13 protein-coding genes are annotated in these 14,745 nt (G+C 66.7%); 10 read left to right on the forward strand and 3 right to left on the reverse strand.

Annotated features, from left to right (window positions below; genetic code table 11):
* Window positions 1–56: 56 nt before the first annotated feature.
* The 4 genes from H0523_RS06975 to H0523_RS06990 all read left to right on the forward strand — a co-directional run bounded on the left by H0523_RS06975 (window position 57) and on the right by H0523_RS06990 (window position 5,389).
* Entirely contained in the window at window positions 57–665 is a 609-nt protein-coding gene (locus H0523_RS06975; protein WP_054429128.1) for a heme acquisition protein HasA, read from the forward strand.
* Between the two features lie 130 nt (window positions 666–795).
* Entirely contained in the window at window positions 796–2,685 is a 1,890-nt protein-coding gene (locus tag H0523_RS06980) for a type I secretion system permease/ATPase (RefSeq protein ID WP_054429127.1), read from the forward strand.
* Window positions 2,682–4,034, forward strand: coding sequence for an HlyD family type I secretion periplasmic adaptor subunit (locus H0523_RS06985; protein WP_054429126.1), 1,353 nt, complete (start codon window positions 2,682–2,684; stop codon window positions 4,032–4,034). Before H0523_RS06980 ends, H0523_RS06985 begins: the two co-directional genes overlap by 4 nt.
* Entirely contained in the window at window positions 4,031–5,389 is a 1,359-nt protein-coding gene (locus H0523_RS06990; protein ID WP_054429125.1) for a TolC family outer membrane protein, read from the forward strand. Before H0523_RS06985 ends, H0523_RS06990 begins: the two co-directional genes overlap by 4 nt.
* A 30-nt stretch (window positions 5,390–5,419) precedes the next feature.
* On the opposite strand, the gene H0523_RS06995 is transcribed toward H0523_RS06990, so the two are convergent.
* Window positions 5,420–6,355 carry a LysR family transcriptional regulator gene (locus H0523_RS06995; RefSeq protein ID WP_082385687.1) on the reverse strand — a complete coding sequence of 312 codons (936 nt, stop codon included), beginning with the start codon at window positions 6,353–6,355 and terminating at the stop codon, window positions 5,420–5,422.
* Between the two features lie 96 nt (window positions 6,356–6,451).
* On the opposite strand from H0523_RS06995, the gene H0523_RS07000 reads away from it, so the two are divergent.
* The 6 genes from H0523_RS07000 (at window position 6,452) to H0523_RS07025 (ending at window position 13,412) form a co-directional block, all read left to right on the forward strand.
* Window positions 6,452–7,927 (forward strand): aldehyde dehydrogenase, encoded by a 1,476-nt coding sequence (locus H0523_RS07000; RefSeq protein ID WP_054429123.1) that lies wholly within the window; start codon window positions 6,452–6,454, stop codon window positions 7,925–7,927.
* Between the two features lie 5 nt (window positions 7,928–7,932).
* Complete coding sequence (locus H0523_RS07005; protein WP_054429122.1) at window positions 7,933–8,964, forward strand: NAD-dependent epimerase/dehydratase family protein; 1,032 nt, start codon at window positions 7,933–7,935, stop codon at window positions 8,962–8,964.
* Between the two features lie 107 nt (window positions 8,965–9,071).
* Complete coding sequence (locus H0523_RS07010; protein ID WP_054429121.1) at window positions 9,072–10,031, forward strand: tripartite tricarboxylate transporter substrate binding protein; 960 nt, start codon at window positions 9,072–9,074, stop codon at window positions 10,029–10,031.
* A gap of 189 nt (window positions 10,032–10,220) precedes the next feature.
* Entirely contained in the window at window positions 10,221–12,242 is a 2,022-nt protein-coding gene (locus tag H0523_RS07015) for a hypothetical protein (RefSeq protein WP_156349963.1), read from the forward strand.
* 38 nt (window positions 12,243–12,280) lie between these two features.
* Complete coding sequence (locus H0523_RS07020; protein WP_054429120.1) at window positions 12,281–12,817, forward strand: hypothetical protein; 537 nt, start codon at window positions 12,281–12,283, stop codon at window positions 12,815–12,817.
* A 43-nt stretch (window positions 12,818–12,860) separates the two neighbouring features.
* Window positions 12,861–13,412, forward strand: a complete 552-nt coding sequence (locus tag H0523_RS07025) for a hypothetical protein (protein ID WP_054429119.1) — start codon at window positions 12,861–12,863, stop codon at window positions 13,410–13,412.
* 58 nt (window positions 13,413–13,470) lie between these two features.
* Here the strand turns inward: H0523_RS07025 and H0523_RS07030 are convergent, their stop codons facing one another.
* Together H0523_RS07030 and ampD are read right to left on the reverse strand one after the other, a co-directional pair.
* The gene (locus H0523_RS07030; RefSeq protein ID WP_054429118.1) at window positions 13,471–14,091 is read right to left on the reverse strand and encodes a glutathione S-transferase family protein; all 621 of its coding nucleotides are present in this window, start codon (window positions 14,089–14,091) and stop codon (window positions 13,471–13,473) included.
* Between the two features lie 17 nt (window positions 14,092–14,108).
* The gene (ampD, locus tag H0523_RS07035; protein ID WP_054429117.1) at window positions 14,109–14,687 is read right to left on the reverse strand and encodes a 1,6-anhydro-N-acetylmuramyl-L-alanine amidase AmpD; all 579 of its coding nucleotides are present in this window, start codon (window positions 14,685–14,687) and stop codon (window positions 14,109–14,111) included.
* Between the last annotated feature and the right edge of the window lie 58 nt (window positions 14,688–14,745).

Here is a 14,745-nt window from a genome sequence, read left to right on the forward strand (position 1 = left end):
CGGCGCCAAGGGAGTCGGGGTTACTCGACTGAATCCGTAGTTAATGGAGCATGAAAATGTCTGTATCGATCAGCTTTATCGACGAAAGTCACCTTCCTCAAGGCGTCTCGATGGAGGATTCGTTGGAATCCATGTTGATGGTCTTCGAGAACGACGGCGTCGCCGGTGAACACACCGTCGGCAAGAACTTTGGAGGCTTCTTCGGTGGCGGCCCCTTCAGCGGCACCGACTATGGCTATGCCAGCAAAAACGTTGCCCACTATGCCTTCGTTGCCTCGGGTGAGCTGAACTACTACTTCCCGCCGTACAGTGGCCCCAAGGTCGAAGGCGCGACGCCCCACACCGTCTGGGGCGTACTGGACTCCATTACCTTGAGCGGTGGGGTGGATCAGACCGGGCATGCAGTCGATCCGCTCATCACGTTTACGTTCGACCTGCCGGTCTATGGTGATGTTTCGGACGGCCGTGCCAACGATGTGCACGACATCGTATGGGGACTGATGAACGGCCATGTCGATGGCTTGGACGATGCCAAGGCCGGTGTCATGTCCCATGGCGGTCTGTTCGGCGCTCTGGCGCAGAACGACATGGACATCAGCATGTCCATCGCCGACCTCGTCGGCCACAACTTCGCCACCGAGACCGACCTGGCCCTGGCGGCGTAACCCATCCGCGAGTTTTCCCGCGCTGTCTCGGGCGCGTGGGCTGCGGTCGCGGCGGGCCTATCCCTGCCGCGACCGTCTTTTTGTTTCTTCATTCTGCGTGTTCCGGCAGTCATCCGGACAAGGAAAACCGATGCAGCAAACCCAGACGCGCGCGGGCGCGGCACAGGACGGGGACGCCCTGGAGATCAAATCGCTCCTGGCGCGCTTTCGCACGGGCTGGTACAGCGTGGCGGCCTTCAGCGTCGCCGCCAACCTGCTGATGCTGGCGCCGTCGCTGTACATGCTGCAGGTCTATGACCGCGTGCTGGCGTCCGGCAACGTCTTCACGCTGGTCATGCTGAGCCTGATGATCGTCGGCCTGCTGGCGCTGATGGGGGCGCTGGATTACGCGCGCAGCGTGGTCATCATCCAGATCGGCGCGCGCTTTGACGCGGCGTTGGCGGGGCGTGTGCACGGGGCGGCGTTCGAGCGCGGCCTGGCGGGCGTGCCGGCCAATGCCTCCCAGGCGGTCAATGACCTGAATACCTTGCGTCAGTTCCTGACGGGCAGCGCGGTGTTCGCGTTCTTCGATGCGCCGTGGTTTCCGTTGTTCCTGCTGGTGATGTTCCTGTTCCATCCGTGGGTGGGAACGCTGGCGTTGGCGGGCGCGGTGGTGCTGGTGGCGCTGGCCTGGCTCAACGAGCAGGTGTCGCGCAAGCTGCTGGCCGAGGCGGGCGGGCTGTCGGTACGGGCGGGGGTCGAGGCCGAAGGGCAACTGCGCAACGCCGAGGCCATCCAGGCCATGGGCATGCTGGATCGGTTGCGGGCGCGCTGGCAGCGGCTGCACGTGGGCTATGTGCGGCGTCAGGGCATGGCCAGCCAGCGCTCGGCGATGATCGCGAGCCTGTCGAAGACGGTGCGGATGGCGTTGCAATCGTTGGTGCTGGGCCTGGGGGCGTGGCTGGTGCTGCAGAGCCACGTCAGCGCCGGCATGATGATCGCGGGGTCGATCCTGATGGGACGCGTGCTCAGTCCGATCGATCAGGTGATCGGCGCGTGGCGGCAATGGGCGGGCACGCGCCTGGCGTGGCGGCGCCTGCAGGACCTGCTGGCGACGTATCCAAAGCACGCCGCGGGCCTGACGTTGCCCGAGCCGAAGGGCGCGCTGCGGCTGGAAGGGGTGACGGTGACGCCGCCGGGCGCGGCGCAGCCGACGCTGGTGAATGTGTCATTCGCGCTGGAGCCGGGGCAGGTGCTGGGCGTGGTCGGCCCGTCGGGCGCGGGCAAATCGACCTTGGCGCGATTGGTGGCGGGCGTGTGGCCGGCCCGCCTGGGCACGGCGCGGCTGGATGGCGCCGATCTGCGGCAATGGGAGCGCGCGCGGCTGGGCGAGTGGCTGGGGTATGTGCCGCAGGACGTGGAGTTGTTCTCCGGGACGGTGGCCGAGAACATCGCGCGTTTTCCCGGGCCGGACAGCGATGGCGAGGTGTTGGCCCGGCGGGTGATCGATGCCGCCCGGCTGGCCGGCGCGCACGACATGATCCTGGCCCTGCCGCGCGGCTATGACACGCCGCTCGGCACTGGCGGCCAGGGATTGTCGGGCGGGCAACGCCAGCGCATCGCGCTGGCGCGGGCGTTGTATGGGACGCCGCGACTGGTGGTGCTGGATGAGCCTAACGCCAGTCTGGATGATGTCGGCGAGCAGGCCTTGCTCGACGCGCTGGGCCGTCTGCGCGAGATGGGCGCGACGGTGGTGCTGGTGACGCACCGGCCCAAGGTGCTGGCGGCGACGACGCACCTGCTGTTGCTGCGCGATGGCCAGGCGCAGCGCTTTGGGGCGACCCATGAGGTGCTGCGGCCGCCGCCGGAGGGCGCGGCCGGGGGGAACGCCAGGGCGGCGTCTCAGTCCGCTGCGCCTGCCACGGCGGGCGGGCGTCCGACCGGAACCGCGTCGCCGCCGCGTCCTTCCGCAACGGCGGCGCAGGTGTATCCCCTGGCGGGCGGCGCCTTTCCCGGACACTACTTCGGAGGCAAGGCATGACGGGGCGCGCCGAGGGCAATCGTGTGGTGGTGTTGCGGCCCGAACTGGACAAGGATGATGCCGGCGCGGTCGATGGCGACGAGCAGGGCGGCTGGTCGGCCCGTTTCGGCTGGTGGGTGCTGGCGGTGGGTTTTGGCGGCTTCCTGGCCTGGGCGGCGTGGGCGCCGCTGGACAACGGCGTGGCGATGCCCGGCATCGTCGTCGTGACGGGCGAGCGGCGCGCGGTGGACAGTATCGAGGGCGGCGTGGTGAGCGCGCTGCTGGTGGCCGAAGGCGACCCGGTCCGGGCCGGTCAGACGCTGGTGCGGCTGGACGATACGCGGGTGCGTGGCGAGGCGCAGAGCCTGCGCGCGCAGCAGGCGGCCGTCATGGCGCGCGAAGCGCGCTTGCTGGCCGAGCGCGATGGCCAGGATGATCTTGCGCCGCCAGACGCGCACGCGAATGCCGAAGCGGCGGCCGCCTACGCGATGGAGCGCCAGCTCTTTGCCAGCCGCCGCGCGGCGCTGGCGGGGGAACTGGCCGGCATCGAGGCGACGCTGGCCGGCAGCCGGGCCCTGGCCGGCGGGCTGGAATCGACGTTGGCGCACAAGCGCACGCAACGCACCCTGTTGCGGGAACAACTGGGCAACCTGCGCGATCTGGCGCGCGAAGGCTACGTGCCGCGCAATCGCGTGCTGGAGCTGGAGCGCAGCCTCGCGCAACTGGACGGCGACATGGCGGCGGACCTGGGCGCCCTGGGCCAGACCCGCCAGCAGATCGCGGAACTGGCGCTGCGCGGCCAGCAGCGCCGCGACGCGTTCCAGCGCGAGGTGCGCACCGACCTGGCGGAAACGCGCGTGCAGCGCGAACAGTTGACGCAGAAGCTGGCGACGGCGGAGTTCGACCTGGCGCACAGCGAGATCCGCGCGCCGGCCAGCGGCACCGTGGTGGCCCTGGCCACGCACACCGTCGGCGGCGTGGTGCAGCCGGGCTCGCGCCTGATGGAGATCGTGCCCGAGGACGAACCCTTGGTGGTCGAGGGGCGCCTGCCGGTGGAGTCCATCGACAAGGTGCATGCGGGCCTGCCGGTGGAACTGATGTTCACCGCCTTCGACGCCAGCAGCACGCCGCGGCTGGAGGGCGCGGTGACGCTGGTGTCGGCGGACCGCTTCGAGGACGAACATAACGGCCGGCCCTACTATCGCCTGCGCGCCGACGTGGCGCCGGGCCAGTTGCGCCGCATTGGCGATGCGCCGTTGCGCGCGGGCATGCCAGTCGAGGTGTTCGTGCGCACGGGCGAGCGGTCGCTGTTGAACTACCTGTTCAAGCCCCTGCTCGACCGCGCGCGGCTGGCGTGGGGTGACGCATGAGCCGTTGCCAGTACCGGTTGCCGGCGGCCTGGGTCGTGATGGTGGCGCTGCTCCTGCCCGGGATGGGCGCGGCGCAGGCGCTGGATTTCCAGCAGGCGTACACGATGGCGCTGGCGTCCGACCCCACCTGGCAGGCGGCGCGGGCGCGCGAGCGGGCCGACGCCGAGGAAGCGGCGCTGGGGCGCAGCGGCCTGTTGCCGAACCTGGGTTACCACTACAGCCGCGCCCGCAACGACACGACATCGCGCCAGCAGACCCGGTGGGGCGCGCTGGAGCAACGCTCGCGCTACGCCAGCTATGCCTCGGGTTTCACGCTGAGCCAGCCGTTGTTCGACGCGGCGGCGTTCGCGCAATACCGCGCCGGACGCGAACGCGCCGAGGCCGGGGGATTGACGTTGGAGCGCGCGCGGCAGGCGCTGGCGGTGCGAGTGTTGCAGGCCTACACCGCCGTGCTCTATGCGCAGCAGGCCCTGGCGTTGACACAGTCACAGGGCCGTTCGTTGCGGGAGGACGCGCGCCGCAGCGCGCGCTTCGTGGCGGCGGGACAGGGCACGCGCACGGATCAGCTGGAGATCGAGGCCCGCGCCCACGTGGTGCAGGCGCAGGAGATCGAGGCGCAGGACCAGTTGCGCGACGCCCGCAATGCGCTGGGGGCGATCGTCGGCCCGGCGTTGGCCGACAGCCCGCTGGCGCCCTTGCGGGAAGCGGCCCTGGGCGCCCTGGCTGTCGATGGGCGTGACTTGCCGGCATGGCGCCAACTGGCGCTGGATGGCAATCCGGAACTGTTGGCCCAGCGTCACCTGCTGGAAGCCAGCCGCCAGCGCTATCAGGCTGCCCGCGCCGGGCATCTGCCGACGGCGCGCCTGGTGGCGCGCAAGCAGTTGACCAATTCCAACGGCGACAACCAGATCGGCCAGCGCTATGACACCGGTTCGGTGGGCATCGAGGTCAGCATTCCGCTGTATTCCGGCGGGCGGACCTCGGCGGCCAGCGGCCAGGCGCTGGCCGAGCAGGAAGAAGCGCAGCACAAGCTCGAGGCCGCGACATGGGCGCTGCTGAATGACCTGGCGCGGCAGTTCCACACCTTTGCCGGCAGCCGCGAGCGCATCAGCGCCTACCGGCAGGCCGCCGAGGCGGCCGCGCAGCGCGTGCAGGCCACGCGGCAAAGCGTGCTGGGCGGCGAGCGCACCAACCTGGATGTGCTGGATGCGGAACGCCAGCGTTTCGAGGCGCTGCGCGACCTGGACCGGGCGCGCTACGACAACCTGCTGGCGTGGCTGACGCTGCGGTGGCAGGCGGGGGTGTTGAGCGACGACGATGTGGCGCGCATCGGCGCACTGTTCGCGGCGGGATGAGTCGGCGTTTGGAGGGAAGCCGCGGCCGGGTCACTTCAGTGGCGGCAGCGGCAGCAGCCGCCGGGCGATCTCGTCCATGGCCGTTTCCAGCTGCACCGCCAACGCCTGCGCGGCCGGCGACAGCGAGCGGTCGCGCCGGTGCAGCAGGCCGATGGCGCGGCGAGCCGAGGCATCGCACAGCGCCGCCGCGCGCAGCCCCGCCAGGTTCAATTCCGGCAGCGCCAGGCGCGGCAGCACGCTCACGCCCAGGCCCTGGCGCACCATGCCGGCGGCGGTGCCCATGTTGGTCACGTCGTAGCGCAGCGCGGTGGCCGGCGCGCCGGTCTCTTCGCGCACCGCGCGGTCGAACTGCTGGCGCGCGTTCGAGCCCTGCGACAGCAGGATCAGGTCATAGCGCAGTACGTCGCGCCAATGCAGCGGTCCGCGCTTTTTTCCCAGGGCATGGCCGGCGGGGTAGATGGCGCAGAAGCAATCCTGGGCCAGAGGCGTGAAAGACAGGTCCGGCGCCGGCTCGGCCAGCGCGCCGACGGCGAACTCGATCTGGTTGGTGCGCAGCATGGCCACCAGCTCGTCGTTGTGCGCCTCGACCACGCGCACCTTCAAGGCCGGATGGCGCTGACGCAGCGCGCCGACCGCCACGGGCAGCAGCGCCAGCGCGGTCGAGGGCAGGGCGCCCAGGGTGACGTTGCCGCGCCGCACCGCCGCCAGGTCGGCCAGGCCGCGATAGGCTTCCTCCAGGTCGGCGATGGGCCGCTGCACGCGGGCATGGAAATCCTGTCCGGCCGAGGTCAGGCTGATGCTGCGGGTGGTGCGTTCGAACAGGCGCAGGCCCAGCACGTCCTCCAGGTCCTGGATCAGCGCGGTGAACGAGGGCTGCGTCACGCCCAGCTGGTTGGCGGCGTGCGTGAACGAACCGGTGTCGACCGCCAGCAGGAAGGCCTTGAGCGGCCGGTACTTGATATTCATAGCCATGGGCTAAGAATATAAGAAAAATATCGAATTGTTCCTAATAGTCGGCCGGCCGATGATGCGTCTACCGCAGTCCCCGGATTCCACGACGTTATGAATGCATCGAGCCACAAACCCTTCCGGCTGGGCGCCGACTGGCGCCACAGCCAAGACGGCGACGCCGTCATCACCTCCATCAATCCCGCCGACGGCAGCGTTGCCTGCATCGTCACGCGCGCCTTGCCGCGCGACGTGGATGCCGCCGTCGCCATCGCCTGGGACGCGTTCCAGCGCCAGCCGTGGCGCAAGCTGCGTCCGGACCAGCGCGCCGCCACGCTGTACGAGATCGGCCGGCGCCTGGCCGCCGAGCGCGAGCCGCTGGCGCGGCTGCAGATGATCGACAGCGGCAAGCCGTGGAAGGAATGCCTGAACATGGTCGACAGCGCGGCCGGGCATTTCCGCTATTACGCCGCGGTGTGCGAGACCTGGCAGAACGAGATGACCTCGCCACGCGGCGAGTATTTCTCGATGGCGCTGGCCGAGCCGTTCGGCGTGATCGCGGCCATTACGCCGTGGAACTCGCCCATCATGAACGAGGCGCAGAAGGCCGCGCCGGCGCTGGCGGCCGGCAACGCGGTGCTGCTCAAGCCGTCCGAGGAGACGCCGCAGCTGGCGCTGGAACTGGCCCGCATATGCGCCGAGGCCGGCTTGCCCGAAGGGCTGCTGACGGTGTTGCCGGGTCACGGCGAAGACGTCGGCGCCGCGCTGGTCAGGCATCCCGGCGTGCGCATGGTGTCATTCACCGGCGGCACCGAGACTGGCCGCGCCATCGGCGGCATTGCCGGCCAGCGCTTGATTCCCGTCGGCCTGGAGCTGGGCGGCAAGTCGCCGCACATCGTGTTCGACGACGCCGACCTGGACCGCGCCGTGGCCGGCGTGGTGTCGGGCATCTTTGGCTCGGCCGGGCAGAGCTGCGTGGCGGGTTCGCGCCTGTTCGTGCAGAAATCGATCTATGGGCGTTTCATGGAGGCGCTGGTGGCGCGCACGCGCCAGGTGCGCGTGGGGCTGCCCGATGACCCGGCCACGCAGATGGGGCCGCTGGTGTCGCGCGCGCATCGCGACAAGGTCGCCGGCTATGTCGACATCGGCCGGGCCGAGGGCGGCCGCGTGCTGGTCGGCGGCGCCGCGCCGGACCGCGCCGAGCTGGCCAACGGCTGGTTCTACCTGCCCACCGTGATTGACGGCCTGGGCAACGGCGCGCGCGTCTGCCAGGAAGAGATCTTCGGGCCGGTGCTGGTGGCGCTGCCGTTCGACGACGAGGACGACGTGATCCAGCAGGCCAACGACACGCCCTTCGGCCTGGCCGCGGGCATGTGGACCGGCGACTACGCCCGCGCCTGGCGCGTGGCGCGCGAGATCGAGGCGGGCTCCGTCTGGATCAACACCTACAAGCAATCGCACATCGCCACGCCGTTCGGCGGCTTCAAGGCCAGCGGCATCGGCCGCGAGAAGGGCCTGCATGGCCTGCGCCTCTACAGCCAGGTCAAGAGCCTGTACTGGGGCATGCACAATCAACCGATGGGACTGTGAATCACATGACGACCGACAAGAAAAGCGCGGCGCTGCCGCTGGCCGATGCCCGCATCCTGATCGCCGGCGCCGCCAGCCTGGTGGGCTCGCACACCGCCGACGCGCTGCTGGCCGCCGGCGTGCGCGAAGTGATCCTGCTGGACAACTTCGCGTTTGGCACGCCAGAGGCCATCGCCCACCTGCAGGGCAATCCGCGCGTGAAAGTGGTGCGTGGCGACCTGATGCGCCTGCCAGACCTGCTGGCCGCGACCGAAGGCGTGGACGGCGTGCTGCACCTGGCCGCCTACATGACGCTGGGTTTCGCGCAGACGCCCTGGCAGGCGGTGGACGTGAACATCCGCGGCGCGCAGAACATGCTGGAAGCCTGCCGCGCCAACAAGGTGAAGAAGTTCGTGTTCGCCTCGTCCAACGCCGTCTATGGCTATGGCAGCGGCATTGCCGGCGCGCTGGCCGAGAACGGCCCGTTCCATTCCGTCGGCGCGCCGCCCGCCGCGATCCTGTACGGCGCTTCCAAGATCATGGGCGAACAGCTGTGCCGCCAGTACCACCAGAAGGCCGGGCTGGACTACGTGGTGCTGCGCTATTCCACCGTGTACGGCGAACGCCAACACTACCGCGCCGCCAATTCGCTGTACATCATGGAGACCTACGACCGCGTGCGCCAGGGCGAGCGTCCCGTGCTGCCCGGCGACGGCAGCGATACCAAGCACTTCGTGCATGTGTCGGACGTGGCGCGCGCCAATGTCGCCGCGTTCCAGAGCGACGCCACCGATGTGGCCGTGAACGTATCCGGCCCCGCGCCCATCACCACCGGTGAACTGGTGCGGCTGGTGCTGGACTACTGCAAGAGCGACCTGGAACCGGAGATCCGGCCGGACCCGCCCGGCACGGTGCGCCTGACCTCGGGCGGGGCTTTCCACATCCCGCACGATCTGGCGGGACAACAGATCGGCTGGCAGCCGCAAGTGGGCATGGCCGAAGGCGTGACGCGCCTGCTGGCGTGGCGCGAGGCGCAGGAAGGAGGCCAGGGCGGCTAGGGAACGGTTTGACCCGGGGCGGCCGTCGCAGCCGTCCCGCGTGGCTGGCCGGCGTGTCCGGCCCATCACAACGCATAACAACAGCAGTACCCAAACAGGAGACAACCATGTTCTTTACACGCAAGGCGGCCGCTCGCGCCGCGCTGTCCGTGGCCGCGCTGTGCGCCGCGTGGCCGGCCTGGGCCTGGCCCGACCATCCCATCGAACTGGTGGTGGGCTTCGCGCCCGGCGGCGGCACCGACCTGACGGCGCGCTCGCTGGCCGTGTTCCTGGAAAAGGAGCTGGGCGCCACCATCGTGGTGCAGAACAAGCCGGGCGCGTCCAGCGCCATCGCGCTGTCGTACGTGGCGCGCGCCAAGCCCGATGGCTATACGCTGGCGATGACCAACATGCCCGGGCTGGTGTCGCTGCCGATCGAGCGCAAGGCCGGCTTCACCACCGCCGACTTCACGTACCTGGCCAATCTGGTGCGCGACCCCAGCGCTTTCAGCGTCGCGGCCGACAGTCCGTACCAGACGCTGGATGCCCTGATCAAGGCGGCGCGCGAGAAACCGGGCGCGATCAGCTACGGCTCGACCGGCGTGGGCACCGACGACCATCTGGCGCTGGTGCTGTTCCAGAACCTGACCGGTACCAAGCTCAACCACGTGCCCTACAACGGCGCGGGGCCGCTGCGCAGTTCGGTGCTGGGCGGGCATACCGTGATCGGCGGCCTGAACCTGGGCGAAGTCATGCCCTATCACGGCAAGAACATGCGCGTGCTGGCGCAGGCCAGCGAGACGCGTTCGCCGCTGGGACCGGATGTGCCGACCTTCAAGGAGCTGGGCGTAAACCTGGTGTTCGCCTCCGAGCGCGGCATTGTCGCGCCCAAGGGCTTGCCGGCGGATGTCGCCGAGAAGTTGCGCCAGGCCTTGGGCAAGGTCGCCGCCAATCCGGAATTCCAGGCGCAGATGAAGCAGCAGTTCACCGAGATGGATTATCTCGATGGGCCGCAGTGGCAGGAACGCCTGAAGCAGGATGATGGGCGGCTGCGGCAGATCTGGGCGAGCACGCCCTGGGTGGAGTAGGCCGCCGGACGCTGTCGCCGCGAGGGCGGCGACATGCTCCGAATCGCGGGACGCGAATCGGAGTATGAGAACTGGTCTGAATTGCGGCTTTTTTTTACTGTAAATCGCGGCTCAACCGTTTATGTCTATAGACGGTCGCCTGCGTGGTGGTGGGTGGCTATTGATTGATCTGCGATCAGGAGCCGCATCATGGCTACGCCCACGCTTGGCAGCATCACCGTTTATGGAAGTTGGCCTCCGGAGCCGTCAGGTTTGGGGGGCGGCGGGCTGGGATCAGGCCTCTGGGACGGTATCGGATGGTCCTACTTCTCGACGCCACGGATCGTTCCCGCTTGGTACATCGCGCAGATTCTCAACCAAAAGGAAGCGTATTACTTTTCGCACTACAGCGAGGAATCCAGGTATTACCACGATCCGAAGACGACGCGCGGGATGGTCGAGCCGTTGGTCAATGCGCTGATTCCGGAGACGGGAAAAGTGTTGGGGTACATGCAAGACTTGCTGAAAAGCAGTCTGGACGAGTCCTCCTTCAAGATTCTCAAGGCGATGGCGCGTACCCATGCTTACTTTATGCAGAGCGTCTTCAGTTGGAGCGCAATCCAAAAAGATATCGCCTCTGGCACGGATCCCAAAGTTGCAGTGGGCTCGGAGGTGGCATCCGTAGCGGTCAGCGCGATGATCGCCGGTGCGCTGGCCGGATTGGCCGGTGCGCTCATTGCTATCGAGGGGCCCGCCGCCGTTGCGACCATTGCCATCAACATCGGCGTTTCGACGCTGTTGGATACGCTTGGACTGAAAGGGGAGGCCGCCAAGCTCATCAACGATGCCCTTGCTGGTGCCGAAAAGCATATATCGGCCGCAGGGGAGACCCCCACGGCGACAACGCCATCACCTGATGAAGGCGATCATCAGGCGCCTCCAGCAAACGTTGAGGCTGGCTCGCCGGCGCAAGGCGAGGTACAGCCCTTCAATGATGGCGTTACGATTTTTTCCGATTACCAGCTTTATTTGGCTATGAAGGAAATAGGCGCGCATCCGGATGACTATCCAGATGCTGCGGTGATCCTGCCCGCAATTCTTGCGGACGTCGCAGACAGGATCGTGAGTGGCAATGACCCAGGTATTGAGGCCAACGGTACTGGTTCAGTCCTGCGGACGCCGCCAGAGATTGTGCACTATGCCGACATCGAGCCGGAGAATGGCGTGAAGTCATTCGTGGGGGAGGATGGGAAGTCCTACCTGTTCATCGGCGACGAGACGCCGAGTGAAATGGTGGGGGGCAATGCAATCAACTGGTTCATGCCGAAAAACGCCTACGACTGGTCCAACAAGGTTGTCGGTAATCCCGATGGCTACAACGTCCTGGACTTCTCCTTGAACGGGTGGGGCGTCGACATCGTTGTAAGCGGCAACGATCGCATGGACAAGTGGATTGCGGATCGGGCCAGCACCTTTGGACTCAAGGACTATGACGTCAATCGCCATTTCCTCACCCATGAAAGCGCCCTGGGGAAACTTCGCGGGTACGCACCAGTGGAGTTGACATCCGGTTCTTACGGCGACTGGTGCCCGGGGGAATATCGCAATATCGACTATCTGATCGGTAGCGACTATGACGACATCCTCGTCGGCGACGTGCTCGGAGGAATGACGTTCACTGGCCGCGGTGGCAACGATACCTTCGTTGTGCACGGAGGCGGTAATCGCATCGTCTTCAACGACGGGGACTTCGTCGATCCGGACTCTGGGGAAATCACGACGAAATACATTCATGGGCTGACCACGGCTCGCGAGGCCCGCGATTTCAATCTCAAGAACTACCAGCCGGCTTATCTGGGAGGCTATGGAGGGCTGCGTATCGAGCCCGATGTACTGGACTTTTCAAACCTGGATGGCGACCTGAATACTGAGGGGCACCAAGCCATGCGGTTTATCGGAACAGGGCAGTTCACCGGGCATGCTGGAGAACTCAGATATGTGACCGAGGACCATTACGGACTGGATTTGCCCGCCACTCATGATGAGGACGGCGTTGGGTGGCGAGCCACCACCGTATGTTTGGAGGGAGATAGAACCGGCGGTGGGATTGCGGACTTCTTCATCGAATATACAAACTACGCCGATCCATCTATTCCATATGGATCAATGTTTTCTGTGTTGGTGGGCGTTATTTACCCCTATCTCGATAGTGACAATTTCTTCTTCGGCTAAGCGAGGGAGCCTCGGAATCACGGCTTTCGGAGATAGTGATGCGTTCGGGTTTTACATACACCGGCTTGTTCGAGACCAAGGAAGACGGCACGACTATCTACTATTACGGTAGACGGGATGGTCATGCGCTCGGATACCACGTGGACGAGGCCGCCATGCGTTCCATCCGGCGTTTGTACGTGGAGTTATTTGCGGCTTCGGCCTTTGGCATCTCTCCTGCGTTCACCGCGGGGTATCGCTGGACGGCGATGCTGCTTGCAGCAGTGGCGGCCGCTTCCTTTTATGTTCGGCACAACAGGCTCATCAAGACACTGCCGGTTTCGCTATATCCACGGCCCCGGTTCAGTAAGAGGGTGATGTTGATCGGCAGAAGCATGTCTTATGCCTTGATCGTGCCTAACATCTTTCTGCTGCCCGCTGTCGCCGCCCTGGCATTTTCCAAGCTTGATGGCGCATCCCGATTGAGCCCGGCCTTGATATGGTCGGTCGTCATCGTCGCGTTTGCGGCGTGGGCAGTAAATTTCGCCTTCCTGTTTGCCAAGATCAAGGCGCGGGTCGGCGGGCGGGGGAGATAGTCGTGCCACGACCGTGCGGACGAATTGTCCATCGAGATGGGACATGAACTTGGGACCGAGAGGGCTGTTCGAAACCCTGGAAGACGGCACCATCATCTACTACGGCAGAATGGGCTGGAACAAGCCCGGCTACATCGTCGACGAAGCAACCATGAGGGCGATCCAGAGGCTGACTGCGGCGTCGACCGGTACGGCGATTCTGACCATTCCGGCTCTGTTTCGCGCCGGCTTCTTATGGCTGTCGCTGGCGCTGGGGATCCTTCTGGTCGCCGTGACTCACGTTCAACACAAAAAGCTCGTCAAGGACCTGCCGGTCTCCACGCTCCACTGCACGCCGGGGTTCAGACGGCGATTTGTTTTGATAAGCGTGGACATGTCCTATTTCGTGCCGGTCTTGTGCCTGATCTTCGTTTGCCCAGCGCTTGCGTGGATAGGTTGGAGCAGCCCGGATGATCCCGATACCAAGCCGATATTGTCGTGGGCAGCATTGGCTGGCGGGGCTTTGGGATGGTTGTTCAGCGCCGCCATGTTGTCCGTCAAGGTCACGATGTCGGTGCGCCGTGTCAGGGCCTGGCTCAAAGACCGGAGGAAGTGAGACAGGCCGGTTCCGCGCCGCGATTCTGTTCGTCCGGAGATGTCGCGGCGCTTTCCCCTTACTCCAACGGCAACGTCAACACCCCCTGCGTCGCCGGCCGCATCATCACGCGCCGGTACCACGCCGACAGCGCCGGGGTGTCCGGCCGCTCGATCGGCAGCGCCAGCCAGCGGTGCGCCGAGCACACCAGGGCGATGTCGCCGATGGTCAGGTGGCGGCCGGCGATGAATTCGCGGCCTTGCAGGGCCTGGTCCAGGATCTGGGCGCGGGCGTTGCTGCGCTTGACCGACAGCTCGATGGCGGCGTGGTCGCGCTTGGCTTCGGGGGTGCGGATCAGGCCCAGGAAGGCCGGGACCATGGCGCCCTGCCATTCGGTGGTCTGCCAGTCCATCCAGCGGTCGGCGTCGGCGCGCAGGCAGACGTCCTCGGGCCACAGGGTGCCGGCGCCGTAGCGGGCGGCCAGGTAGCGCACGATGGCGTTCGATTCCCACAGCACGAAGCCGCCGTCGTCGATGGCGGGCACGGTGCGGTTGGGGTTGATCCTGGCGTACTCGGGCGTGTCGACCACGCCGAACGGACCGCCGGCCTCGATGAAGGCATGCGGCAGCGCCAGTTCGCGCACGGCCAGCATCACTTTCTGCACATTGACGGACGTCAGCCGTCCCCAGATCTTCAACATAACCGGTCCTTTAAGGGTCAGGCGGGCGGCAACTGCCGCCGCGCAAAGCCGCTGTCGCGCCCGAAGCGCGTCCAGTTGAATGCGGGCCCCGGGTCGGTCTTGCGGCCGGGGGCGATGTGTTCGTGGCCCCAGGCGGCCGCCAGGGGGTAGCGCGCGCGCAACGCCGGGGTCAGCCGGCGCAGCGCGGTGTATTGCTCGTCAGTGTAGGGCAGGGTATCGGTGCCTTCCAGCTCGATGCCGAGGGAGAAGTCGTTGCAGCGCTCGCGGCCGGCGAAGCGCGAGACGCCGGCATGCCAGGCGCGCGCCTCGGTGGAGACGAACTGCACGATGCGGCCGTCGCGGCGGATGAAGAAGTGGGCCGATACGCGCAGGCCGCGCAGGCGTTCGAGCCAGGGGTGCGAGGCGTAGTCCAGCGTGTTCAGGAACAGGCCGGCGACCTCGGGGCCGCCGAACTGGCCCGGCGGCAGGCTGATGTTGTGCAGCACCAGCAGCGAGACCTGCGCGTCACGGGGACGGGCGTCGCAGTTGGGGGAGGGCAGACGGGAAACACCAGGGGCCGGCGCCAGCCAGCCATGTCGATCCAGGAGCAAGGGCATGGGAAGGAAGCAGGTTGTATCCAACATGCATTATGCCGTGCCTGGAAAAAGGGACATA

Source organism: Achromobacter insuavis, assembly GCF_902859645.1.
Classification (GTDB): Bacteria; Pseudomonadota; Gammaproteobacteria; order Burkholderiales; family Burkholderiaceae_B; genus Achromobacter; species Achromobacter insuavis.

Excerpts from the sequence above, each read along its gene's own strand:
- H0523_RS06975 (WP_054429128.1), top strand. The coding sequence starts at position 57 with ATGTCTGTATCGATCAGCTTTATCGACGAAAGTCACCTTCCTCAAGGC.
- H0523_RS06980 (WP_054429127.1), top strand. The coding sequence starts at position 796 with ATGCAGCAAACCCAGACGCGCGCGGGCGCGGCACAGGACGGGGACGCC.
- H0523_RS06985 (WP_054429126.1), top strand. The coding sequence starts at position 2,682 with ATGACGGGGCGCGCCGAGGGCAATCGTGTGGTGGTGTTGCGGCCCGAA.
- H0523_RS06990 (WP_054429125.1), top strand. The coding sequence starts at position 4,031 with ATGAGCCGTTGCCAGTACCGGTTGCCGGCGGCCTGGGTCGTGATGGTG.
- H0523_RS06995 (WP_082385687.1), bottom strand. The coding sequence starts at position 6,355 with ATGAATATCAAGTACCGGCCGCTCAAGGCCTTCCTGCTGGCGGTCGAC.
- H0523_RS07000 (WP_054429123.1), top strand. The coding sequence starts at position 6,452 with ATGAATGCATCGAGCCACAAACCCTTCCGGCTGGGCGCCGACTGGCGC.
- H0523_RS07005 (WP_054429122.1), top strand. The coding sequence starts at position 7,933 with ATGACGACCGACAAGAAAAGCGCGGCGCTGCCGCTGGCCGATGCCCGC.
- H0523_RS07010 (WP_054429121.1), top strand. The coding sequence starts at position 9,072 with ATGTTCTTTACACGCAAGGCGGCCGCTCGCGCCGCGCTGTCCGTGGCC.
- H0523_RS07015 (WP_156349963.1), top strand. The coding sequence starts at position 10,221 with ATGGCTACGCCCACGCTTGGCAGCATCACCGTTTATGGAAGTTGGCCT.
- H0523_RS07020 (WP_054429120.1), top strand. The coding sequence starts at position 12,281 with ATGCGTTCGGGTTTTACATACACCGGCTTGTTCGAGACCAAGGAAGAC.
- H0523_RS07025 (WP_054429119.1), top strand. The coding sequence starts at position 12,861 with ATGAACTTGGGACCGAGAGGGCTGTTCGAAACCCTGGAAGACGGCACC.
- H0523_RS07030 (WP_054429118.1), bottom strand. The coding sequence starts at position 14,091 with ATGTTGAAGATCTGGGGACGGCTGACGTCCGTCAATGTGCAGAAAGTG.
- ampD (WP_054429117.1), bottom strand. The coding sequence starts at position 14,687 with ATGCCCTTGCTCCTGGATCGACATGGCTGGCTGGCGCCGGCCCCTGGT.